This window comes from Bacteroidales bacterium (assembly GCA_018334875.1).
GTDB lineage: Bacteria > Bacteroidota > Bacteroidia > Bacteroidales > UBA12077 > JAGXLC01.
Genome location: JAGXLC010000046.1, coordinates 1 through 22,851, shown reverse-complemented (window position 1 = coordinate 22,851; position 22,851 = coordinate 1). Strand labels below are relative to the sequence as shown.

The window sequence follows — 22,851 nt, the reverse complement described above, 5'->3', positions numbered from 1 at the left end:
TTTCTTATTAAACGGTCATAATTTCTTTTTCCTTCTCTTCCAGTATTTCATCTACTTTTTTCACAGATTCATCCGTGAGCTTTTGAACTTCTTCTTCCGCTCTTGTGGTTTCATCTTCAGGAAATCCTTCATTTTTCATTTTTTTCAACTTGTCATTTGCCTCACGTCGTGCATTTCTGACACTAACCCGGGAGTCTTCAGCTTCAGAATGAACCTGTTTGACAAGGGATTTTCTTCTTTCCTCTGTAAGAGGCGGTATATTTATCCGTATAATATCCCCATGATTGGCAGGATTCAATCCCAGATCGGAATCCATAATTGCTTTTTCTACCTTATCAATCGCATTCTTATCCCATGGCTGCACCGTTATGGTTTTTGCATCGGGAGTCCCAATGTTGGCTATCTGATATAAAGGAGTTTGAACGCCGTAATAATCCACCATCACACCGTCAAGGATTCTCGGATTTGCCTTTCCTGCGCGGATCCTGGCAAGTTTCTCCGAAAGGTGATTGATGGCTTTATTCATCTTCTTCCTGGCTTCTTTGATCACATTTTGTACTTCAGTATCCATAATTCAATAGATTTTGAGTTCAATTAACTGAGATATTCGTTATCTCCGCAAATTAAAAATTTAAATGTTATGTGTTAAGATTTGTGTTCAAATTTAAGAAAATTTTTATTGATCAGTGTATTGTAATTATCCTGAATGAAACCCGCATCCAGGAACCTCCACAACAAGGAGATGAATAAAGCATGCGGGTTCCATGGCGGGGAAGCACAATAATCGAACTATGAAATTTTATTTAATTGCAATACAAACCTATAATAAACTGTTACTCTAATGAATTTTCCACCGGCTACTCTTCCCCTCAACACCAACCGGCTCTTTCAACAATTACCGATGCACGAGTGTACCCACGTGATCTTCATGGATGGCCTTTTTCATCTGGTCCGGCTTATTGACGTTAAAAACCACAATGGGCAGATCATTATCCCGGCACAAGGCAAAAGCCGTCATATCCATTACATTAAGCTGCTTCTCAATGGCTTCGTTATAGGTGATGGATTCGTATTTACGGGCATCCGGATGTTTCTCTGGATCTTCTGAAAAAACACCATCCACCCGTGTGCCTTTAAGAAGCACATCGGCATTGATCTCAAGAGCCCTTAAAGCCGCGGCCGAATCGGTGGTAAAATAAGGATTGCCGGTACCGCCGGTAAAAATGTTCACATACCCTTCCTTCAATGACTCAATGGCCCGTTCCCTAACATAATATTCGGCATAAGGCTCTAATTTTACAGCAGTATAAACCTTGGCTTTCACCCCCATATTTTCCAGACTCGACTGAAGGGACATACCATTGATCACTGTAGCGAGCATACCCATCTGGTCACCTTTTACACGGTCAAAGCCTTTTCCGACCCCTTCCAGACCCCGGAAAATATTGCCTCCACCTATTACAATTCCCATTTCAACCCCTTCATCTGCCAGTTCTTTTAATTGCGAAGCATAGCCTTTCAGAGTTTCCATATCAATGCCAAAATCTTTCGAACCCATCAGGCTCTCTCCACTTAATTTAACTAATACCCTGTCATATTTACGCATACCTTCATCATTTTTCTGAGTTTATTCATCCCAAAATTAAAACTTTTTCATTTTATCTCCCGTAAAGCAATTAATAAATATCCAACAGGGTTAGTTTATGAAAATATTTGAAAACAGTTCGCTTATTTTTAACTTACGCCGTTTTAGCCATATTCATCATAACAAACACAATTATATGCATCTCAGAAATGTCATCATATTGTTTCTTTTACTGCTCTCCGGAACCACACTGGCTCAGGAACAGCCGGAATATGAAAAATCCATATACCGCTCACCTGAGGGAAAAGTATATATTAACAGGGAAGCTCCCTTGTATTTGAGAATCGCTCCTTCACCCGATGAAGATACAAGCAGCTATCTTCTGAGAAGTGAAAAAACTCCTCAATTTACCAATCCCATGTATCTCGATATGGAAGGGTATAACACCATCCGGTCACCCTGGAAAGTAGATCCGGAAACCAAACAATATATTTTTCCGAAGGAAGATGTCGTTTTTGAAATATATGCCGACAGCAAACCTCCTCAAACCACAATTGATTTAAATGACGAAGATTTGGTGGTTGAACAAAACAGGATATTTGTCGGAGAAAAAACCCAACTGCAATTTAATGCGGAAGATGAAATGGCCGGTGTAGAAGATGTTTACTATTCAATCAACAAAAAACCCTATCAAAAGTACAACCAGCCCCTTCAATTGAGTGAAGAAGAAAGTATCACCCTTAAATATTACGCAGTAGACCATGTAGGAAACGCAGAAGAACCAAAAGAAAATGAAATTATCATCGATCTTTCGGAACCCAGTACAAACTATGCAATAGAAGGGGATCAGCATAATGATGTCCTGTCGCCACGATCGCAAATTCAGCTTAATGCCACCGACCAAATTACAAATGTCAATCAAACCTATTATTCCATCGACGGTGGCGAAGACCGAGTCTACAGTCAACCCCTGACAACTAAAAACCTTAGTGAAGGGGAACATACTTTAACCTATTTCTCTGTTGATAAGGTAAATAACAGAGAAACAAGAAAGGAATTCTCGTTTTTCGTAGATAAAACCCCACCGCGTGTGATAGAAGAACTCCTGGGCAATACCTATATTGCCAACGGGAAAGAATATTTTTCCGGCAGAAACAGACTCAAATTAGTCTCAATGGATAACAAAGCCGGAGTCAAAGAAATTCGCTATTCTATCAACGGAGGTTCTTTTCAAAAATACACTCAGCCTTTCTCCTTAAACAAGCCTGGTGATCTGGATATTGAAATACAGGCCATTGACAGCGTTAACAACAGCAAAAAGGAAAAAAAGCTAACCGACCGAAACTATGCATCCTATGTGGATATTACAGGACCTACACTTGATTATCAACTTATCGGACCTGCCTTTGACATAAAAGATACAGCTTATATCAGTAACAAAACCAATATCAGATTAACGGGCGAGGATGATGAATCAGGATTTAAACAAATAGAATACAGGGTGGAGGAAAATGAAAACATGCAAGAATATGAAGAGCCTTTCGCCATTAAAGAGGAAGGTACGTATTCAATTCAATACAAGGGTTACGATAATCTGGAGAATACCAGCCTTGATGAATTTTTTTGCCGGGTAGATATGCGAGGTCCGGAAATATTTCACCGCTTCAGCATGAATTCGGATTCTCAGAAAACCATCAATGGAATGCAATATCCTGTCTTCCCGGATCATGTAGTGCTTTTTCTTTCTGCAACCGACAAACAGGTAGGCTTTGATACCATGTATTATTCCATTAACGGGGATAATGAAAAGATGTATCAAAGCCTTGTCAAAGGTTTTGATAAGGGTGCCTATGATGTGACGGTTACTGCTGTGGACAAACTTGGCAATCAAAACGAAAAAGAAATTCGTTTCTATATCGAATAAAGGGTTAATCCCCTTCATTGGGTTCCTGACTAAAAAATTGCTCTTTCCCGCCGTTAAGATTATATGAATGGGTTTTTATCCCTTGTTTGGCGAATTCCTGAATCAGACGCTTGCGCACATCTATCTTCAGATACCAGGCATCTGCAGGGGTCAATGTCCAGGCAGCCACCCAACATTTAATCCCTTCTTTTGCCATTTCCATGACCCAGAATCTCGGCACACCGGTTCTGGCAAAATGCAGGCTTCTGCTCGCAGCATCCAGGGCAATTTCTTCTACCTTATACATATCGGCCTCGTAAGAGATCCAAAACTCAACATACGCCCATATGTAACTATCTTTAGTGGTATAACTCACCATTTCCTTGGTCAGCATGGCACTGTTGGGAATGATAAGACGCTTCCAGTCCCATAATTTGATAACCGTATGGGTTATGGTAATGTCTTCTACTGTCCCGTATTGATTGTCGATTAAAACCGTATCGCCAACCCGGAATTGTCTGCTGAAGGTAATGACAACCCCTGCAATCATATTTTCCAGAAAAGGCCGGGCGGCAATACCTATGATGGCAGCCAATATCGCTGCAATAATGGATACAAAGGTAGCCGATATCCTGCCAAATAAAGGAGCCACCATGAACAAAAGCCATAACACTATATATACGACCACAATGGTCCTTCGTATGATGGAAAACCGCTGGGCATATCCCTCCAGGGCTTTCTCCCTTTGTTTCCCTGGAGACTTAAAAGGAGCTTTTGTTCTTACTGCCTCGAAAAAACGCAGTCTGCTGATAAAAGATTCTCCCCTGTTTCTTACATTTTTAAGTCTTTTCCTGATAACACGGAGAATGATTAATCCTATGAAAAAAACCAGTACTTCATAAAAGACCAAATGCGGGTTCAGGCCTATCTCCCGTATGAAATTCACCAATGTATCCATACTTAAAACATGTTGCTGTATATACGATAAAAATCTACGTTAAAAACCAACTCAAACCGGCTATCGGATAACTGAGGCAAATAGGAATACCTTACACCTGCTGAAAACGGGAACATAAATCTAGCCACATGAAAATCGCTGGTGATCTCCATTCCCATCGAATATAAAGCCTCCTGTTCCCAAACCCTCTGTTTGTCCTTTACAACCTGATATTGATTCACCGCATAATCCTGAAAAAGATCCGCTTTAAAACGTTTTACGTACAATACGGAAGGAATGTTCCAGTCGGGATAAAATAGCGGGAAAACATAATCCAATTTGATACTTGATAATTTCCGGGATACCTGGGGCTCAAACCCCCTGGGAAACTGTAAATAACTGGTATACAGATAAGCCTCGGGATTTTGCTTCTGATAGCCCAGCCACAACTTAACCCCATGATCCTCGATAAGACCGGGCATATAAACCCGTCCTGATACACTTGTCATATTCCCCAGGATCTTTTCAGAAAAAGGGGAAGTGCGATGATTGAGATCGAAAGTGAAACCCCACCGGGGTTGCAGGTCGCGACGGGCCATCCTTTGATAAGAATAAAACCAGACATTATAATCAATGGTTTTCAAACCCCGTAGGTAATAGTTCTCCCGATAGTTGTGGTAGAAATCACGGTCGTATTCATATTTAACCGAGGGAACCAGCCCTGTGATATATTTGCCTTCGGTAAAATTCAGAGGCAGAGATACGGAAGCGTTGAATTGCATATAATCGTTGCTCAACTCGGGAGTCCAATCTACGGAAGAATGCCTGATGACCTTCGGTTTACCTCCGTAATTGGAGGAAAATCTGAAAACAGGATACCACCCCTTGTAAATAAACTGACTGTGCAGCTTATGCGTTCCAGACTGATAGGAATAACCCAGTGTGGTTAAAGCTGTACTCAGAAGACTCTGCGAAAAAAGGGTAACTCCGGGGGAAATATCCTTTATGCTTTTCTGATTGATGTTGAAGTTCATATAAAAAGGTGCCCAACTGTGAAAATTAAACAAATGCTTCCACTTCCGGTAGGGCTCAGAATCATATTGATGTTCCGGCACATCTTCACTATGAAACAATTGATCTTCGCCTTCCCGCAACGAATTGATCATCTCATTATCCGGATCGTATTCCTTCTCTACAGGATCAAATGCTGCGGTATCCACTTGCTTTTTGAAAAGGTTGTATCCTTCAGAATCAAAGTTTGCATAAACTATGTTATTAAAAGAAGAGGAATAAGAAACATCGCTTGCATTGACAGGAGTGTGGGTCACTCTGGAAAGTGTTTCATCAGAAAGATCAAGGGCTAAGATTTCTTCCTTATGCTCCAATGCAGCCTTAAAGTAAAGATGATCCTTTCCGGCCGATAAATGCTGAATCTCCCGGAAAGAAGGCTTCAAAATCTCCTCCCATTCCCCGGTATCATAATGAACACGGTAAATGCCTTTCCCCTGGTCACCGGTACCAATAACAAAAATATGCTCTCCGTCTGCCGACCAAACCGGTTGTTGTACAAAAATATTCCCGGGATGGGTGAATCGCTTTTGTATCCAGCCGTTTTCAGTATCCAAAACAATCAGCCGGTATTCATTTTCCTGGGTAACCTGTATTACAGCTATGTGTTGGCCATTATCCGATATATCCGGCGCGAAAAGCCGGGTTTTTTCAGTGAGCGTTTTTTCAGAACCCTGCCGGATATTGTACATTTTAATCACCGAATAACTCCTGTTTCCCCATCGGACATCGGGTTTTTCTTCCGACCATACAATCCGGTCTTTGGCAACCGAAAACCTGTCAAAGGTCATCCTACCCGGTGTATGGATAATTTCCTCAACTCCTTCCGAAAGCTTCACAAACCGGGGCAGCCTGCTAAAATCCCTTTTAAGGGCAAGGATATCCCCGTTTCCCATAATTCTGGGATGCCGATAACTGACATAGGAAGTATGGGATTCAGTGCTAATTTCATCTGTTTCTGCTTCATGCTCACTTTCGGAGGCTGAAGAATAAAACCTGTCATAAAAAGTCATTGAAGAGTCATAAAGCTCTGTATTATTCAGGTCGGTATAATGTTTCAGGCCAAAAGTAAACGAAAGAAGCTGGTATGGCTTCCGCGCCACATAATTCTCCATGTCCTTCCATAGGTTTACACCGTATCGTTGGCTGGCATAGGAAGTCATGTGATATCCCAGCTCATAATGATCGGGTGTGTTGTTCTTGTAGGAACCCAACAACATCTTGTCAAAGGAGTACAGTGGCAGAGAATCCGACAAACGGCTCCGGATCAGTTGGGTAAATTCAGGGACCCTGCCTCTTCCGTCCTGTGTGAGTACCGTTTCAGATATTACAGCATCTCCCTCGAAATACCACATAGGCATTAATCCTGCCACAACTGCTGTGGCCTGCTCTCCGAACACATAATTCAGAACACGGGTAAGGCCCTGATCCAACTTGTCTATCTGAACCCAATGCCGCATCTCATGAATACATAAATGCTCCAGCCAGGGCATCGGATGGTTATCCTGTGGAGGTACCGAATACAGCTCCATCCTGTGTGGAGCCGGTGCTACAAAACCATTTGATGTCACCGATTGATTATGAATAATCACAGATACCTTCGCCGGTTTGTGTTCCAGCGAACTGCTTACCCTGTCATATGAATATTCAAGAATATTGGCGACATGCTGTGCCTTTTCCGTAAAATTTTCCGAAAAAATCAATTGAAAATTCTCCGAATTGATTTGTTGCCATTTTGTGGAAGCGGGCTCCTGGCCTGACATGAAATACTGGGCACCGGCTTTTGCATATGCCATAATACAGATAATCAATAATAAAAAGCTTTTCCTCATATTAACCGAATAACTCATTGTTTTATAAACATACTACTTTGTAAAGAATTTCTATGTTGAACGCTGATCCAATAAACACCAGGCTGAAGAAAAGAAACAGGTATATTCATTTTTCTACCGTAAAACCCGGAATACAACCTCCTGAACCTTAATTTTCCCGCAACATCAACTATCGTTACAACAATGTCGTCCAAAAAGTTGGTATTGAAATACACATCCATTTCATCCTGAACAGGGTTGGCTACTTTAAACTCCGGATCGCTGGAATTATTAAACCCTGTTGTGGTGTCTGCCGAAAACAAAATCTCCCTTTCCCCGGAAGCATGCACCACAGTTCCGGTGGAATCACAGGCATTAACCTTATAATAAAGTGGAGCAGGTTCCCCGGGTCCTTGCAGCGCCAAAGAATAAAAATTTCCGGATAGACTCATTGTCTCCTGATGGGTATAGACCTGGCGTTCTTGTCCCCACCTAAGCTTTACAGACGAAACCTGATCCTCCGTATCTGTCAATTGTGCATATATCCGTACGCTGTCCTTCTGAAAAGGATGAACCGGGCGATGATAAATGCTATCGAATGATAATTCTACAGCCGGATCTTCATTAATCTGCAATTTCAGTGCCACGGGCAAATGATCGGAAAACTCATACAAAGCGCCTGCGATTTCCTCCGGGACAGATTCATTATCACTGATCCTCAATGAAGAATTAAAGCCCTCTCCATCCTGGCCGATGGTTTCATAACTATCCGGGATATAGCTTATACCTCTGGCGCTGTCCTTAATGGAACCCGACAACAGGATGAAATCAAACCGGTCGTCCATTCCACCCCCGGCAAAACATCCTCCTTCCGTACGTGTGGATTGAGTATGATACAACGTGTACTTTCTGTTATCGTGCCATTTGCCGGTCTGTTCCACCGGATCATAAAACAAAGACTTTGCGGAACCCGCTCCGGTGAGCACCTGAAAGGCTTGCTCATCACTGCTATATACATTCAAATCTCCACAAAGAATATAATTCCCGGAATCAGGCATTTCATTATCAATATAATCCGTCAGAATTTCTGCTTCATTTGCCCTCTGCAAAGCATCGCTGTCACTGATCCCGGCTTTCAGATGAAGTACGAAACAGGTGAGAAAGGTAGTATCAGCAGATTGAGAAAGATGACTTGCATTATGATAGAAAGTATAGGCATTGAATATCTTTTCATGTCCACCCAGATGGAGTGGAATGGACCGGATGGAATACATTTTCAGCTTATTGGAATTGTAAAAAAGGGTATTGGCAAGATAGGCCTCTGGAAATGAAGCTTTCCGGTAATGATCCACACCGTTAACATTTAAGGTATGATTCAAAAGATGGGTAGCATCATCTACAAGGGGATCAGATCCATCTCCATCAAGTTCATTTACTGTAAAGATATCGGGACGAACGTAATCAAGTATCTCTCTTAGATACTGCTGTTTATCGGCAACAGAATTATTCGAAGCGTCACAGAAACCAGTATGTTTACCATAATACAACAAATTATAGTGCATTAACGTTATACGTATTTGGGCATTACCCGAATAATAAAAAAATAGTAAAGCCACGAGACAAATATTATATCTCAGATACATCGTTTCCGTCTCTTTTTTAATAAAAATAAGCGTTTTTATAACAAAACAAAAATAATACTTTAACTGAATCATTACACAAAAACCAACCATTCAGATTCAGCAGATCAACAAAATATTGAATGGCGATTCTTTTTATTTCAAAGATTAATTTATAATTTTGCACGAATATTTTGGAGGTGAAAAAGTGGGCTATTTAAAGAAATACAGGATTAATTTCAGAGACCTGAATATAGGGACACACAATTTCACTTTTGAAATTGAAGACAGGTTCTTTGCAAATTTTGAAAAGTCTGAGATACAGGAAGGCCAACTGGAGAGCCGGGTAACACTTACAAAAGAGGAACGGCTTATCACATTGGACATCATCATTGAGGGAGAAGTAAATGTGATGTGTGACAGGTGCCTGGAATATTTTATGTATCCCATTTATTTTAAGGGGATACTATATATAAAAACCGAGGAAGAGGAAGAGGCAGAAGAAGACAATGATGAAGTGATCAAAATAACGCCCAATCAATCCTTTGTTAACCTGGCTCAATATTTATATGAAAGCATTCATCTTTCATTGCCCATAAAACGGACCCATCCGGATGATGAAAATGGGAACAGCACATGCAATAAAGAAATGCTGGAGTTGCTCAGGCAACATCAAAAAGAAGAAAATAAAGAAACCGTTGATCCCAGGTGGGAAAAGCTAAAACATATAAATGTAAAACGAAATTAAGCGAGTAAAAAATGGCACATCCAAAGAGAAAGACGTCGAAACAGAGAAAACGCAAGAGAAGAACGCATTACAAGGCTCAGAAAAGGAATACGGTTACGTGCCCCAACTGTAGTGCCACTCACGAATATCACAGGGTTTGTCCCGAATGTGGATTTTACAGAGGGCAGATGGCAATTGAAAAAGGTTTTGAAGCTTAAAATTGAAACACTTAAAAATGCGGATTGGTGTGGATATTATGGGCGGCGATTTTGCTCCTGAGGCTACGGTTTCGGGAGCAATTTTAGCTAAAGAGGTCCTGAATTCAAATGTTGAACTTATTCTTATCGGAGACGAAAACAAAATAAACAATATACTTAAGGAAAAAGGATTTGTTCCGAACCATTTTGAAATCATTCATGCCGATCAAACCATACAAAACGGAGAAAATCCTGCCAAAGCATTCACTCAAAAGCCCTGGTCAAGTATCAAACAGGGTTTTGCATTGCTGGAAGAGGGAAGGATAAATGGTTTTGCCAGTGCAGGCAATACCGGTGCAATGATGGTGGGTGCCATGTATACCATCAAACCGGTAGCCGGCATTTTAAGACCAGCTATCACAGCATCCGTGCCTCAGTTTGACGGAGATTTTGCGACCCTCCTTGATGTTGGAATTAATCCCGACTGCAAGCCCGATGTGCTTTATCAGTATGGTCTGGTGGGCTCCATATATGCCAAACACGTTTATCACAAAGAAAATCCCCGGGTTGGACTGATAAATATCGGGGCAGAAGAAGAAAAAGGCAACCTGGTGGTCCGTTCTGCCTATGAAATGATGAAGGGCACAAAAAGCTTCAATTTTATCGGAAATGTGGAGGGAAATGAAATCTTTGACAGCAAGGCAGATGTACTGGTGTGTGACGGGTTCGTCGGAAACATAATTCTGAAAGAAGCTGAGGCACTTTATAAATTACTAAGAAAAAAAGGAATTAAAGACGAATATTTCGAACGTTTCAATTTTGAAAACATAGGTGGTACTCCCCTATTGGGTGTTAACGGCAACATCATTATCGGGCATGGTATATCCAACCATGTTGCCATTAAAAATATGATCATTCATACACAATATGTTATTCAGGCAAACCTCTCAGAGAAAATAAAAGAAGCGTTTCAATGAGCCGAATCACAGCAACAATTACGGGTGTAGGAGGTTATGTTCCCGAATACAAGCTTACCAACGATGAACTAAGCCGAATGGTGGAAACCAATGACGAATGGATCATGACCCGTATCGGAATTAAGGAGAGGAAAATATTAAAAGAAAAAGAGAAGGGCTCCTCAGAGCTGGGTACTAAAGCTGTAAACCAGCTCCTTGAAAAAACCGGTATCTCACCCGATGAAATAGACCTGTTGATTTGTCCCACTGTTACACCCGATATGCAATTTCCGGCAACAGCCAATATTATAAGTGATAAGACAGGAATAAAGAACGCCTTCAGTTTTGATTTGAACGCGGGATGTTCCGGTTTTCTTTACGCTATATCCACCGCCGGCAAGTTTATTGAATCAGGCCGGTATAAGAAGGTCATCGTAGTAGGAGCTGAAAAAATGTCCTCTATCGTGGACTACCAGGACCGTGCCACCTGCCCGATATTTGGCGACGGAGCCGGTGCTGTGCTTATGGAGCCCACAGAAGAAAATTATGGACTTCTGGATGAAATAATGCAGGTAGATGGATCTGGCAGGATCCATCTTCACCAGAAAGCCGGCGGATCTGCCAGGCCAGCCACCCACAACACCGTTGACGCCAGAGAACACTATATATACCAGGAAGGCCAGCAAGTTTTCAAGGCGGCGGTTGCAAAAATGGCCGATGTTTCAATAGAAATAATGAAACGAAATGGCATTGGCCCCGATGATCTCAACTGGCTGATACCCCATCAGGCAAACATGAGAATTATAGAAGCTACAGCACGGAGAATGGGCATTAAAAAGGAACAAGTAATGATCAACATTCAGAGATATGGCAACACTACTGCAGCAACCCTTCCACTCTGCCTTTGGGAATGGGAAGATCAGCTGCGTAAAGGAGACAACCTGATATTTGCTACCTTCGGTGCCGGTTTTACCTGGGGCTCAATTTATATGAAATGGGGTTACAACGGAAACTCAAAAAATTAACTGACCTGCTGTGCCTTTAACAGATCAAATAAAGCCATAACCCCCAAAGCCTGCGGATAACCAAATACATACCTCATTGAAATTCCTTTTGAAATGATTTGATATTTTATTCAATAATCATTAATTTCATCTTGATTTGCTGAAAAAATAAATACATGCATTATGAAATGGTATACCGGCACATCGGGATGGAGCTACAAGGACTGGAAAGAAACCTTCTATCCCGCGGATTTAAACGATAAAAACAAAAGACTGCAATTTTACGCAGAGCATTTCAATTGTACAGAGGTGAATTCAACATTTTACAACATTCCGCCGGAAGAAACCGTCAGAAATTGGCATGAATCGGTTCCGGTAAATTTTCAATTCGTTATCAAACTGAACCGTTACTTTTCTCATCTGAAAAGATTGAAAAGCGACAATGCCGTTTCGCAAAAACTTGAAGAGTTCAGCCATATTCCAGAATTACTTGGAGATAAGCTCGGACCTTTCCTGGTTCAGCTTCCCGGTTCCATGAAAAAGGATGCCCAAAGGCTCAGGGAGTGGCTGGAGTTTATGCCCAAATACAGGTACGCTTTCGAATTCAGGAATGAGCAATGGTTTGATGACGATATATTTGAGATACTGAAAGAATATGATGCGGCCCTTGTTTATTCTCACAGCACAGAGTTCCCAACAGATCTTAAATGTACGGCAAGTTTCATGTACCTCCGCTTTCACGGACCCGACAAACCTTACTATTCCAAATATTCCAGGGAGCAACTGGAAAATGAATATGAAAAGATCCGTCTGTTTTTAAATGATTGCAGGGAAATCTATACATTTTTCAACAATACCTACAAGGCATATGCCATTGAAAATGCCCGGCTGTGGAAAGAATTAACCGGTCAGAATTAAAACAAACATTACCTTCTGACAATATTATTTACTTCCATATACATGGGCAGCAATGCGTATATAATGCTGATGATCTTTAACATATTGAAGCCCCATCAACCATTCTTTAAGAAATCGGATAAACTAATCCAGCAGGGGCTTCAGTTTCTGAAGCAACGTATTCTTAGGTACCGCCCCTACCTGTTTGTCTTTTAGTTCACCATCCTTGAAGAACAATATCGTGGGAATATTTCGTACCCTGTATTGGGTAGGTGTTTTCGGATTACTGTCAACATCCAGCTTGGCAACAACCACCTGACCATCATATTCCTCACCAATTTCATCCACTATGGGACCCACCATCTTACAGGGGCCGCACCATTCTGCCCATAAATCTACTATTACCGGTTTATCGGACTGCAATACTTTCTCTTCAAAATTGGAATCGGTCACTTCTATACTCATAATTTCTATTTTTTGAATCTTACCTTAATTTGACAAAAATATAAGGAAAAATGTTTAAGACAAAGAATATTGTATGGCAGAATTCTGCCTTAGAAAATCCATCAATCCATCTGTTAATTCGATCCGTTTGGCCCGGGAATACATGTTAAGCGAAATATTATCGACCGGATCAACAATCCGGAACCGCATCCTTACCTTACCCTTCCGTTCGGTATACCTGTTCAGCTCCTCTATGAGGTGTTCATTGATATCCGAAAGAGAAACGGTTACTGTGAGTGTGTTGACCAGTTCTTCCTTAACATCACTTAACATATGGATCTGCTTTATCTTAAATTCATAGAGGCTGGAATCACTAAACCGGGGTTGTATCTTCCCCTTAACGAAGAGGGGGTAATCCTTATAGAAAAATTTGCGAAATTCCTGATAATCCTTACCAAACATAATAAATTCATAGGAATCGGTGTAATCCTGCAAAGTCAGCCGGCCATAAGGCTTATTGTTTTTGCTCATGGCGTGCTGTACATTGGTAACAATACCGGCCACAGTCACATCTTTATCCCTGAACCGACCGAAATCCGAATTCAGATCTTTTAGTGATGTGTCTGTAAATTGCTCTATCTCAGTTTTGAAGTCATCCAAAGGATGGGCCGATAAATAGATCCCCACCAATTCCTTCTCTTTATTCAGTTTATCCAGTTTTTGCCACTCTTCCACTTCCGGCAGTTTGGGTTTGGCGATTTCAATGCCTCCGGATTCGCCAAAAAGGGTTTGTTGCCTGGTTTGCTTATCATGCTGGTACTTGCTCCCATATTTCATCAGACTTTCGATGAAATTCATCTCCTTCCCGTTCTCTGCAAAGAACTGAGAGCGCTTTAAGTTACCGAGATTATCAAATGCGCCCGCAGTAGCGAGAGATTCAAAACATTTCTTGTTGACTGACTGTAGATTGACTCTTTCCACAAAATCATAAATATCCTTATAGGGACCGTTTTGATCCCTTTCCTCAATGATCTTTTCAGCAGCGCTATCGCCCACGCCTTTTATAGCACTCAGGCCAAAACGAATGTTACCCTCCTGGTTAACATTGAACCGCAGATTACTTTCATTGATATCAGGGCCGAGCACCTGTATACCCATTCTCCGGCATTCATCCATAAAGGTGGTAACCTTTTCGATATTGGAAGACCATCTGCTCAGAACGGCAGCCATATACTCGGCAGGATAATGGGCCTTGAGATATGCCGTTTGATAGGAGACATATGCATAACAAGTGGAATGCGATTTATTGAAAGCATACTGGGCAAATGCCTCCCAGTCATTCCAAATTTTTTGGATGACTTTCAGATCATACCCATTGTTTTGGCATCCTTCAAAGAATTTCTCTTTGAGTTCCTCCATCAGTTTTTTCTTTTTCTTGCCCATGGCCTTCCGCAGAGAGTCTGCCTGACCTTTGGAAAACCCGGCAAGCTCCTGGGATAGCTGCATCACCTGCTCCTGATACACCGTAATGCCATACGTCTCCTTCAGATATTGTTCCATTACGGGAAGGTCGTAATTGATCTCCTCCTGTCCGTGCTTACGCTTGATAAAACTGGGTATATATTCCATCGGCCCCGGACGGTAAAGGGCGTTCATGGCGATCAGATCCTCAAAACGGTTGGGCTTGAGCTGTCGCAGGTTCTTCTTCATGCCCGGCGATTCAAACTGGAACAATGCGGTGGTCTCGCCCCTGCTGTAAAGTTGAAACGTTTCTTTATCTTCCAGGGAAATGTTATCGATATCCACATCGATGTCTCTGGATTCTTTCACATTTTCCACAGCATCCTTGATGATGGACAACGTTTTCAATCCCAGAAAGTCCATTTTTAGCATGCCCACACTTTCCACATGATCCCCGTCAAACTGGGTAACCCTTAAATCGGTATCTTTTGAAGTACAGATGGGCAAATACTCAGTGAGATCATCCTTGCCGATGATCACCCCACAGGCATGAAGCCCCGTTTGACGAAGGGAACCTTCCAGCACTTCGGCATATTTCAATGTTTTCCTGACCAGTTCATCGCCATTTTCCCGTTCCTTTTTCAGTGCGGGTACCTGCTCGTAAGCCGTCTTAAAAGTCATCCCGGGCGCTTCGGGTACCAGTTTGGCTAACTGATCGGCCTTTGCCAGGGGCAGTTTTTCAACCCGGGCAATATCACGAATGGCAAGCCTGGCTTTCATCGTACCAAAGGTAATGATGTGGGCCACTTTTTCTACACCATATTTTTTTACCACCCAATCCAGTACTTTATCCCGTCCGTCTTCGTCAAAATCGATATCTATATCCGGCATGGATATCCGGTCCGGGTTAAGGAAACGCTCAAACAGAAGGTTATACCTGATCGGATCCACATCCGTGATCTTTATACAGTAAGCCACTGCAGATCCGGCGGCCGAACCCCTTCCCGGTCCCACTGAAACATCCAGTTCCCTGGCCACATTGATAAAATCCTGAACAATCAAAAAGTAGCCGGGGAAACCCATGCCCTTTATAACGGAAAGCTCAAAATCCAGGCGTTCACGTATCTCATCCGTTATCTCACCGTACCTGTCACGAGCCCCTTCATAAGTAATATGGCGCAAATACTCGTCTTCATTCTCAAAACCTTCCGGCAACGGGAAATCCGGCATCAGGGGTTCCCGGTCCAGTTCATATTCTTCAACCTTATCGGCAATCTCCCGGGTATTTTCAATGGCTTCAGGAATATCGGAGAACAACTCACTCATCTCTTCCGTGGTCTTGAAATATTCCTGCTTGGTATAGCTCATCCGGTCCGGGTCATCAACATCTTTCCCGGTATTTAAACATATAAGCCTGTCGTGAGGCTCCGCATCCTCTGCATCAATAAAATGCACGTCATTGCTGGCAATGACTTTTACATCATGCTTTTTTGCCAGGTCAAGAAGAATGCCGTTGGCTATCTTTTCATTCTCATACACCTCCTGGTCTTTGGAGGGATCCCCCGAAGGATGCCTTTGAAGTTCAAGATAAAAATCATCACCAAAGGTTTCTTTATACTCCAATACCAGCTTTTCAGCTTCTTCTTTGCCTTGATTTATAGCAGTTTTGGGAATCTCTCCCCCGATGCACGCAGTAGATACGATCAATCCCTCGCTGTATTGCTTTAACAATTCTTTGTCGATCCTGGAAGTATAGTAAAATCCTTCTGTCCAGGCATAAGATATCAGCTTGATCAGGTTTTTATATCCGGTATAATTTTTTGCCAGAACCACCAGGTGGTATCCACTTCTGTCCTTCTTGTCTGATTTGTCAAAACGGCTTTTATGGGCCAGATACATTTCACACCCGATAATGGGCTTGATACCCTGTTGGCGGGCTTTATTGTGAAAATCCTTTACACCAAACATATTGCCATGGTCGGTGATGGCCACGGTATCCATACCATCATGCTTCGCCTTGGTCAGCAAATTGGATACATCTGAAGCTCCATCAAGAATAGAATATTGTGTGTGAACATGCAAATGCGTGAAATTTCCCATAATGCTTTAGCTCATTTGATTTTGAAACGAATAACTGAGGTTATATTGTTTTATAAAATTAACAAATATGAAAAGAGAATGATCCGGGTGTTGATAAATACTTAAAAACTTTTGTTTCATGAAGGCATCCGGGGAATATCGTCTTACCCGAATTATTCTTGAATAATTCTGACGCTATTAAAAAACCTGGCTTTTTGCTTCAATAAATTTCGCAAAAAAGCCGGTTTTTCTAATGCGGGGTAGCCTGCATCCATCCCGCAAACCCTCCCGCATTCAAAAACTTTCCCGCTTACCAGCGGGATTCGTTTTTGAATAATGCAGGCTAAATGATTAATTATAATAAATTTGTAAAAAATTCTTTTCGGAATAAAATATTGTTATATCTTTGCGGGACAAATTTTAAAATTGGTTTGCAATTTAATTAAAGGAAAAAAACAATATGCCTGTAAGAATCAGATTAACAAGAAGAGGAAGGAAAAGACAACCGCTTTATCACATTGTGGTTGCAGATAGTAGGGCGCCACGGGATGGTAAGTACATTGAGAAACTCGGTATGTACAATCCTACTACAAAACCCCCAACCATTGATTTGGATTTTGACAAAGCTCTGGACTGGGTACAAAAAGGGGCAATACCTACTGATACATGCAGATCCATTCTCTCCAAGAAGGGTGTGATGCTTAAGAAGCACCTTTTAAAAGGAGTTAGAAAAAACGCCATTTCTGAAGAAGAAGCCGAAAGAAGATTCAATGAGTGGCTGACGCAGAAAGAGGAAAAAGTAAGGACCGAAAGAGAAACTGAAATCAGTAAGCAAAAGGAGGAAGAAAAAGAACGCCTTGAAGCTGAAAAGAAAATAAATGAAGCCAGAGCCGAAGAACTGGCTAAGAAGAACGCCGAACAGGCAGAAGAAGAGAAAGCAGAAGCAGAAGGAGCTGAAGAAACCGCCGAAGAAGAGCAGTCAAAATCCGGAAAATCTGAAGCCAAAGCTGAAGATGCCTCAGCAGAAGCAGGTGAAGATAAGTCTGAAGAATCAGGAGAAGACAAGCAGGAAGGCGGAACGGATGAACAGGCCGAAAAGAAGGAAGAATAAACTTTTTCGGTTGCATGAATGAAATTTGACACAACGGATAAATTAGGGAAAGTTCTTAAATCACACGGAAAAGATGGTGAACTTATCATAAGCGGTGACAAAGGACTTTCTGAAGATTTCCTAAAAATGGAATCAATATTCATTGAAATCAATGGAGGATTGGTTCCATTTTTTATTGAGCATATCATGCTGAAATCCACTCAAACTGCTATCCTTAAACTTGAAGACATCGACAGCATCGAAGCAGCCAACGAACTCACCGGTTGTAATTGGTACCTGCCTCAAAAAGAGTGGGAAAAGCTAAAGCAAAGCCCGGCCGATTCTTACGAATCATTGGTTGGATTCACCATGATTGACCAAAATGACAATGAGATCGGAAAGGTCGAGGAAGTCCTGCAAATTCCCTCCAACATGCTTCTGCAGGTCCGTCACGGGGATAATCTGATTGAAGTTCCGGTGAATGAAGAAACCATCTACGAGATCGATGAGGAAGACCAAATCCTAAAAAACCACATACCAGAAGGACTGCTTGAAATTTAACCTTCCCTTCGCTTATTCAAATGCATTATTCGGGTTAAATCTGGTCTTTAAAAATCCACATCCTGCTCAAAACGCTTAATCCGCGTTCTCCATTCAGCCAACAGCGGAATGGATTCTCCTTTTTTATAATTGAATCCCGAAAGTACGGACCTGCTTTGGCAACGCACGTCAGACTCCTGTTCGCTCACCAGGCGCTGTTCCATCTTCAGGCTTTTGTTGCCGAGATGATACACCTTGGTAAGTACCTTAACCGGATCATACATATATACAGGTTTTATGAAATCAATCTCAATATTCACCAATACCAGAACCTCTTCATACCAGTTGATGCGGCGGCCAAAAACCTCTTCAAAATACTGCAGCCGGGCATAATCAAAATAATGCTGATATACCGAATTATTGACATGTCCCATAATATCCACATCGTTAAACCGAACCTGTATCGGTGTTCGGTGATAAAATACATAATCGTGTTGCATAAGCTTCAGTCTTTAAAAATTTTATCTGTTGCTCCCCTACACCAAACAAAAACTATAATGAATTGGATCAAAAAATATGCAGCAATAATAACAATTCCTCGTATTTATAATACAGAAAACATAAAAAGATACAACTATGAAAACCAAATCAATGACAGTAATATTCGGTTTTATTTTGATTACCGGGCTTTTGCTTAGTGAGGCCAATGCACACGTTTTTAGTAATGACAAAAAAGAAAACCGTGAAGTTTCTGCTTTTTCAAAGATAAGCATGTCGGTTTCCGGCGATCTTTATCTCACACAAGGAGATGAATACAAGTTGGAAATTGAAGGAGATGAAGACTTACTAGACGATATTGAAACGACTGTGAAAAATGGGCGGCTAAAAATAAAACACAATAAGCCGTTCAGATTTAGCTGGAACAACAAAAAAGTGAAAATCTATGTCACCACCAAAGAAGTGGAAGAGCTGAGTTTATCAGGGTCAGGGAATATTATTGCAAGAACCCCCATCTCAACAGAGGATGTTCAGTTCAATGTATCGGGTAGCGGTGAGATCAAAATTGACGAGCTGGAAGCCGCAAACATTAACGCGTCCATTTCCGGCTCAGGGGATATACGACTGGCCGGAAGAAATTCTGGCGAATCCCTGGATATAAGCATATCCGGGTCCGGTGAGCTTCATGCCTCTGACCTGAGGCTCCGTAGAGCGCAAATATCCATTTCAGGTTCGGGCAGTTGCGATGTTCATGTAACGGAAAATCTGGAAGCAGATGTGTCCGGAAGCGGCAAGGTTCGATATAACGGCAATCCAGTTATTGATGCCGATATTTCCGGATCTGGCAAGGTAGTGAAAGATTAAGGGAATTCATCATTCGCGGATGACTTCAACCTCTCCTCCGGGTCCCAGCTTAATGATACCCGAAGGAGAGGATTTTTTTGTTTCATTCTGTCTCCATTTGACTACATAGTCAACGGAATCGATAATTGTCCGGTCTATTTCCTTAAAATTGGCGGGTGCCGGCTGATTGGCCAGATTTGCAGATGTAGATACAACAGGCCTCCCGAACCGGGTGATCAACTGCTGACAAAACTTATCCTGTACCACTCTTATTCCGATGCTGCCATCGGAAGCCACCAGATTTTCCGCAAGATTTTGTGCCTGATGGTAGATAATGGTTAGGGGCTTATTGGTAACTTCGATCAAATCCCAGGCAATATCGGGCATATCTTCCACATAGCGCTCAACGCGGGCAGGATAATCCACCAGTATAAGCATGCTTTTATTTGGGTCCCGTTCTTTTATCCGGTATATTTTTTCTACTGCCTCGGGATTGGTAGCATCACAGCCCAAACCCCATATGGTATCCGTAGGATAAAGTATAACGCCTCCTGATCTTAATACCTCCAGTGCCCGGTTGATATCCTCCTTCATTGCTCAATCAATTCTTCAATTTGGTCTATCGACTGCTGAAAATTAAATTTTGACCGGACCGTTTTTCTTCCCTCCTCACCCAGTCTCTTTCTGAGCTGATCATCGGTCAGGGCCTCCAGTTTTTTTATGGCTCCCTGAAGATCACCGGATTTCAGCAAAAAGCCGTTGCTGTTGTCCCTGATCATTTCCGGGTTGCTTCCCACGTTATAGCCAATAACGGGCTTGTTCAGAGCCATTGCGTAAAGGACCGGATAGTTGAAGCTATGCCTGAGATAACCTGACATGAAAACATCAATGGAATTCATGAAATCAAGCAGGTTTTTCGATCTGGAATCCCAATGTACCAAATTACCTTTTACCCCCAACCCCTTAAGTCTTTTACTCAGGTCGGAATTTTTGTGTTTGTTGCCGTATATCAAAAATCTGTAGTGGGAAGAAATTCCGGAGTCACGGTTGATCATCCGGATTAACTGAATGAAGCGATCTTTGTTGAAATGCCCGGTTAGTAATCCAATGATCACTTCACCGTTCTTTCTGAAATTATGCACGGCCAGATTCTTCTCATCAAATTTTGAGATGTCCAGTCCGTTGTAGATTACATTGATCTTTTCCTTGTGAAACAATTTTGGTTTCTTCCTGATCATAACGTCCCTGTTGGCATCCGAGTTGGTTATCACCTCTGTGATCATCCGGTTAAAAATCCACTTGTTGATAAGATTTCTTTTAACAGGAGAAACCGTGCCCCTCCTGTAAATTATCTTTTTTACACCGGCAAGTCTTGCGGCTAAGGCGGCTTTTCTGAGATCTTTCGGATGGTTAATGAACAGGGTAGAAATGGATTCCCTGCGTAATATCTTAATTAATCCGATAATGGCGGTTAAAAGAAAGATTCTCTTTTTGAACCGGGAAAAAGGAATTCCATAACGCTTTGATTTGGAATACAATTTGCTTCCTTTGGGGGCAATTATGCTCACAGCATAACCCCTCCCGTACAATGCACGGGAAACTTCATGGTGCCATTGCTGATGATTGATCCATGAATCCGATGAAACAAAGAATCCAACCCGGTTTTTATGAGAATCTTTTGTCATAATAGTCAATCAATAATATAAATCTACAACATATTTTCTGTGTTGCAAAATGTGTTGAAACAAAATATTGACAGCTTTTGTTAATTTGATTTCAAAAATCTCCATAACTAAAAATGCGCATACGTAACTGAATCCACAAAGGTTATAAAAATATACCGGACATTCAACAATTTATGCCCGGTATGTTATAAAACAGGCAAAAATGTCAACATCATTCGCCCGAGGGTTCTTTTCCTTTAAAATGCCGGTCCAGGAATTTCAGTATTTTTCCGTATGCTTCTATCTCATTTTCCTTTTTAGTGAATCCGTGTCCTTCATCTTCAAATACTACATACTCAACAGGTACATTGTTCGCCCTGGCTTTCTCCACGATTTCATCCGATTCTTTTTTCAGTACCCTTGGATCATTGGCTCCCTGGAGCACCATCAGGGGTTGACGGATGTTTTCGGCATGGAAAAGAGGTGAAATCTTTTTCAGATAGGTAGAGTCCTTGTAAGGATTACCCAGCTCCGTATACAGGGCATTTCTTTGGGCTTCCCACCATTCCGGGATATTTCTCAATGTTCGGAGCCAGTTGGTCACTCCGAAAATATCTACTCCGGCGTCAAAGGCATTTGGTGTGAAGGTTAACGCAGCAACCACCATATAGCCGCCGTAGGAACCACCGATGATACCAACCCTGCTTGTATCGGCCCAGCCGGTATGAGCCAGGTAATTCTTGGCATAGATACAATCCTGCAGGTCCTCATCCCCATGCTTCCGATCATCAGCTTTGTAGAAGCTTCTTCCGTAACCGCTGCTGCCGCGGTTATTAACAGCAATCACTGCGTATCCATGGTTCACCAGGTACTGTATCGTAGCCCTGTACCCGATCCGTGACTGGCCGCCCGGACCGCCGTGAACCCAAACAAGCGCAGGAATCTTGTTATCTTCTGAAGCCTGATGAGGCTTATATGAAATAGCCGGAATCTCCATTCCGTCAAATGACTTATAACGCACCACTTCACCTTCAACCAGGTCTTCTGTATCGATCTCCGGATTCAGCGTATTGGTCAATTTTTTGTAATCACCGGTGTTGAAATTATACACGTACAGATTACCCGGGGATTTGGAGCTCGATACGTAGAATGCCATCAATTCCTCGCTTTCTGAAATGTTCACGGAAGTGATGTTTTTATTTTCAAACTCCGGGAAATCTACCTGCTCTCCCGTTTCCAGGTTGAACACCTTAATCACCGTCTGAGCATCCTGGTTGATGCCAATTACCCTGTACTTATCGTTGTAAGAATGATGGGCATACATTACGCTCCAGTCTGTTTCAAAAACCGTTTCGCTTTCCCCGGTTTCAAGGTTCATCTTGCTTAAATAATCGAATTCACTGTTTTTATCGGTACGATAATAAAGGAATTTATTGTCGGAGCTGAATTCTACCGGATGGAAGGTGGCTTCACCATCATACCCGGAGAGCTTCTTCATCTCTTCGGTTTCACGGTTATACAGATACAT

The 22,851-nt window shown here is 41.9% G+C and carries 20 protein-coding genes; 9 read left to right on the top strand and 11 right to left on the bottom strand.

What is annotated here, in order from left to right; all coding sequences use genetic code 11:
- Window positions 1-7: 7 nt before the first annotated feature.
- Both frr and KGY70_06085 read right to left on the bottom strand, forming a co-directional pair.
- Window positions 8-571, bottom strand: a complete 564-nt coding sequence (gene frr, locus KGY70_06090) for a ribosome recycling factor (protein ID MBS3774736.1) — start codon at window positions 569-571, stop codon at window positions 8-10.
- Window positions 572-895: 324 nt separating this feature from the next.
- Window positions 896-1,606 carry a UMP kinase gene (locus tag KGY70_06085; GenBank protein MBS3774735.1) on the bottom strand — a complete coding sequence of 237 codons (711 nt, stop codon included), beginning with the start codon at window positions 1,604-1,606 and terminating at the stop codon, window positions 896-898.
- Between the two features lie 97 nt (window positions 1,607-1,703).
- Between KGY70_06085 and KGY70_06080 the strand changes: the two genes are divergently transcribed.
- Window positions 1,704-3,509, top strand: a complete 1,806-nt coding sequence (locus tag KGY70_06080; GenBank protein ID MBS3774734.1) for a hypothetical protein — start codon at window positions 1,704-1,706, stop codon at window positions 3,507-3,509.
- A gap of 4 nt (window positions 3,510-3,513) precedes the next feature.
- On the opposite strand, the gene KGY70_06075 is transcribed toward KGY70_06080, so the two are convergent.
- Genes KGY70_06075 through KGY70_06065 form a run of 3 tightly spaced genes read right to left on the bottom strand, consistent with a single transcriptional unit; the run spans window position 3,514 to window position 8,866 of the window.
- Window positions 3,514-4,446: a mechanosensitive ion channel gene (locus KGY70_06075; GenBank protein MBS3774733.1), complete on the bottom strand. Its 933-nt coding sequence runs from the start codon at window positions 4,444-4,446 to the stop codon at window positions 3,514-3,516.
- A gap of 2 nt (window positions 4,447-4,448) precedes the next feature.
- A complete protein-coding gene (locus KGY70_06070) occupies window positions 4,449-7,289 on the bottom strand; it encodes a hypothetical protein (protein ID MBS3774732.1) in 2,841 nt (946 codons plus the stop codon).
- A 50-nt stretch (window positions 7,290-7,339) separates the two neighbouring features.
- The gene (locus KGY70_06065; GenBank protein MBS3774731.1) at window positions 7,340-8,866 is read right to left on the bottom strand and encodes a hypothetical protein; all 1,527 of its coding nucleotides are present in this window, start codon (window positions 8,864-8,866) and stop codon (window positions 7,340-7,342) included.
- Between the two features lie 238 nt (window positions 8,867-9,104).
- On the opposite strand from KGY70_06065, the gene KGY70_06060 reads away from it, so the two are divergent.
- From KGY70_06060 to KGY70_06040, 5 genes are all read left to right on the top strand, one after another.
- Complete coding sequence (locus KGY70_06060) at window positions 9,105-9,671, top strand: DUF177 domain-containing protein (GenBank protein ID MBS3774730.1); 567 nt, start codon at window positions 9,105-9,107, stop codon at window positions 9,669-9,671.
- Between the two features lie 11 nt (window positions 9,672-9,682).
- Window positions 9,683-9,868 (top strand): 50S ribosomal protein L32, encoded by a 186-nt coding sequence (gene rpmF, locus KGY70_06055; GenBank protein MBS3774729.1) that lies wholly within the window; start codon window positions 9,683-9,685, stop codon window positions 9,866-9,868.
- Window positions 9,869-9,885: 17 nt separating this feature from the next.
- Complete coding sequence (gene plsX / locus KGY70_06050; GenBank protein MBS3774728.1) at window positions 9,886-10,824, top strand: phosphate acyltransferase PlsX; 939 nt, start codon at window positions 9,886-9,888, stop codon at window positions 10,822-10,824.
- Window positions 10,821-11,828, top strand: coding sequence for a ketoacyl-ACP synthase III (locus KGY70_06045; protein MBS3774727.1), 1,008 nt, complete (start codon window positions 10,821-10,823; stop codon window positions 11,826-11,828). The genes plsX and KGY70_06045 overlap by 4 nt, the downstream gene beginning before the upstream one ends.
- 162 nt (window positions 11,829-11,990) lie before the next feature.
- The gene (locus KGY70_06040) at window positions 11,991-12,725 is read left to right on the top strand and encodes a DUF72 domain-containing protein (protein MBS3774726.1); all 735 of its coding nucleotides are present in this window, start codon (window positions 11,991-11,993) and stop codon (window positions 12,723-12,725) included.
- 123 nt (window positions 12,726-12,848) lie between these two features.
- Here KGY70_06040 and trxA read toward each other — a convergent pair whose 3' ends face one another.
- Both trxA and dnaE read right to left on the bottom strand, forming a co-directional pair.
- Window positions 12,849-13,169, bottom strand: a complete 321-nt coding sequence (gene trxA, locus KGY70_06035; GenBank protein MBS3774725.1) for a thioredoxin — start codon at window positions 13,167-13,169, stop codon at window positions 12,849-12,851.
- Window positions 13,170-13,223: 54 nt separating this feature from the next.
- Window positions 13,224-16,709 carry a DNA polymerase III subunit alpha gene (gene dnaE / locus KGY70_06030; GenBank protein MBS3774724.1) on the bottom strand — a complete coding sequence of 1,162 codons (3,486 nt, stop codon included), beginning with the start codon at window positions 16,707-16,709 and terminating at the stop codon, window positions 13,224-13,226.
- A gap of 439 nt (window positions 16,710-17,148) precedes the next feature.
- Here dnaE and KGY70_06025 point away from each other — a divergent pair, with 439 nt between their 5' ends.
- Together KGY70_06025 and rimM are read left to right on the top strand one after the other, a co-directional pair.
- Window positions 17,149-17,799 (top strand): 30S ribosomal protein S16, encoded by a 651-nt coding sequence (locus KGY70_06025; GenBank protein ID MBS3774723.1) that lies wholly within the window; start codon window positions 17,149-17,151, stop codon window positions 17,797-17,799.
- A gap of 18 nt (window positions 17,800-17,817) precedes the next feature.
- On the top strand, window positions 17,818-18,339 hold the full coding sequence (gene rimM, locus KGY70_06020; GenBank protein ID MBS3774722.1) for a 16S rRNA processing protein RimM: 522 nt from the start codon (window positions 17,818-17,820) through the stop codon (window positions 18,337-18,339).
- A 47-nt stretch (window positions 18,340-18,386) separates the two neighbouring features.
- Here the strand turns inward: rimM and KGY70_06015 are convergent, their stop codons facing one another.
- Window positions 18,387-18,818, bottom strand: coding sequence for an acyl-CoA thioesterase (locus tag KGY70_06015; GenBank protein ID MBS3774721.1), 432 nt, complete (start codon window positions 18,816-18,818; stop codon window positions 18,387-18,389).
- A 136-nt stretch (window positions 18,819-18,954) separates the two neighbouring features.
- Here KGY70_06015 and KGY70_06010 point away from each other — a divergent pair, with 136 nt between their 5' ends.
- On the top strand, window positions 18,955-19,680 hold the full coding sequence (locus KGY70_06010; GenBank protein ID MBS3774720.1) for a DUF2807 domain-containing protein: 726 nt from the start codon (window positions 18,955-18,957) through the stop codon (window positions 19,678-19,680).
- A gap of 9 nt (window positions 19,681-19,689) precedes the next feature.
- On the opposite strand, the gene KGY70_06005 is transcribed toward KGY70_06010, so the two are convergent.
- From KGY70_06005 to KGY70_05995, 3 genes are all read right to left on the bottom strand, one after another.
- On the bottom strand, window positions 19,690-20,253 hold the full coding sequence (locus KGY70_06005; GenBank protein ID MBS3774719.1) for a threonylcarbamoyl-AMP synthase: 564 nt from the start codon (window positions 20,251-20,253) through the stop codon (window positions 19,690-19,692).
- Window positions 20,250-21,344: a glycosyltransferase family 4 protein gene (locus KGY70_06000; GenBank protein MBS3774718.1), complete on the bottom strand. Its 1,095-nt coding sequence runs from the start codon at window positions 21,342-21,344 to the stop codon at window positions 20,250-20,252. Before KGY70_06000 ends, KGY70_06005 begins: the two co-directional genes overlap by 4 nt.
- Window positions 21,345-21,555: 211 nt before the next feature.
- On the bottom strand, window positions 21,556-22,851 hold a 1,296-nt coding region (locus KGY70_05995), incomplete at its 5' end, for a S9 family peptidase (protein ID MBS3774717.1).

What these genes read in the sequence shown, in the direction of transcription:
- dnaE (MBS3774724.1), bottom strand. Translation starts at nt 16,709, where the DNA reads ATGGGAAATTTCACGCATTTGCATGTTCACACACAATATTCTATTCTT.
- KGY70_06010 (MBS3774720.1), top strand. Translation starts at nt 18,955, where the DNA reads ATGAAAACCAAATCAATGACAGTAATATTCGGTTTTATTTTGATTACC.
- frr (MBS3774736.1), bottom strand. Translation starts at nt 571, where the DNA reads ATGGATACTGAAGTACAAAATGTGATCAAAGAAGCCAGGAAGAAGATG.
- KGY70_06065 (MBS3774731.1), bottom strand. Translation starts at nt 8,866, where the DNA reads ATGCACTATAATTTGTTGTATTATGGTAAACATACTGGTTTCTGTGAC.
- trxA (MBS3774725.1), bottom strand. Translation starts at nt 13,169, where the DNA reads ATGAGTATAGAAGTGACCGATTCCAATTTTGAAGAGAAAGTATTGCAG.
- KGY70_06005 (MBS3774719.1), bottom strand. Translation starts at nt 20,253, where the DNA reads ATGAAGGAGGATATCAACCGGGCACTGGAGGTATTAAGATCAGGAGGC.
- KGY70_06040 (MBS3774726.1), top strand. Translation starts at nt 11,991, where the DNA reads ATGAAATGGTATACCGGCACATCGGGATGGAGCTACAAGGACTGGAAA.
- KGY70_06045 (MBS3774727.1), top strand. Translation starts at nt 10,821, where the DNA reads ATGAGCCGAATCACAGCAACAATTACGGGTGTAGGAGGTTATGTTCCC.
- plsX (MBS3774728.1), top strand. Translation starts at nt 9,886, where the DNA reads ATGCGGATTGGTGTGGATATTATGGGCGGCGATTTTGCTCCTGAGGCT.
- KGY70_06080 (MBS3774734.1), top strand. Translation starts at nt 1,704, where the DNA reads ATGAAAATATTTGAAAACAGTTCGCTTATTTTTAACTTACGCCGTTTT.
- KGY70_06070 (MBS3774732.1), bottom strand. Translation starts at nt 7,289, where the DNA reads ATGGCATATGCAAAAGCCGGTGCCCAGTATTTCATGTCAGGCCAGGAG.
- rpmF (MBS3774729.1), top strand. Translation starts at nt 9,683, where the DNA reads ATGGCACATCCAAAGAGAAAGACGTCGAAACAGAGAAAACGCAAGAGA.
- KGY70_06025 (MBS3774723.1), top strand. Translation starts at nt 17,149, where the DNA reads ATGCCTGTAAGAATCAGATTAACAAGAAGAGGAAGGAAAAGACAACCG.
- KGY70_06085 (MBS3774735.1), bottom strand. Translation starts at nt 1,606, where the DNA reads ATGCGTAAATATGACAGGGTATTAGTTAAATTAAGTGGAGAGAGCCTG.
- KGY70_06075 (MBS3774733.1), bottom strand. Translation starts at nt 4,446, where the DNA reads ATGGATACATTGGTGAATTTCATACGGGAGATAGGCCTGAACCCGCAT.
- KGY70_06015 (MBS3774721.1), bottom strand. Translation starts at nt 18,818, where the DNA reads ATGCAACACGATTATGTATTTTATCACCGAACACCGATACAGGTTCGG.
- KGY70_06000 (MBS3774718.1), bottom strand. Translation starts at nt 21,344, where the DNA reads ATGACAAAAGATTCTCATAAAAACCGGGTTGGATTCTTTGTTTCATCG.
- rimM (MBS3774722.1), top strand. Translation starts at nt 17,818, where the DNA reads ATGAAATTTGACACAACGGATAAATTAGGGAAAGTTCTTAAATCACAC.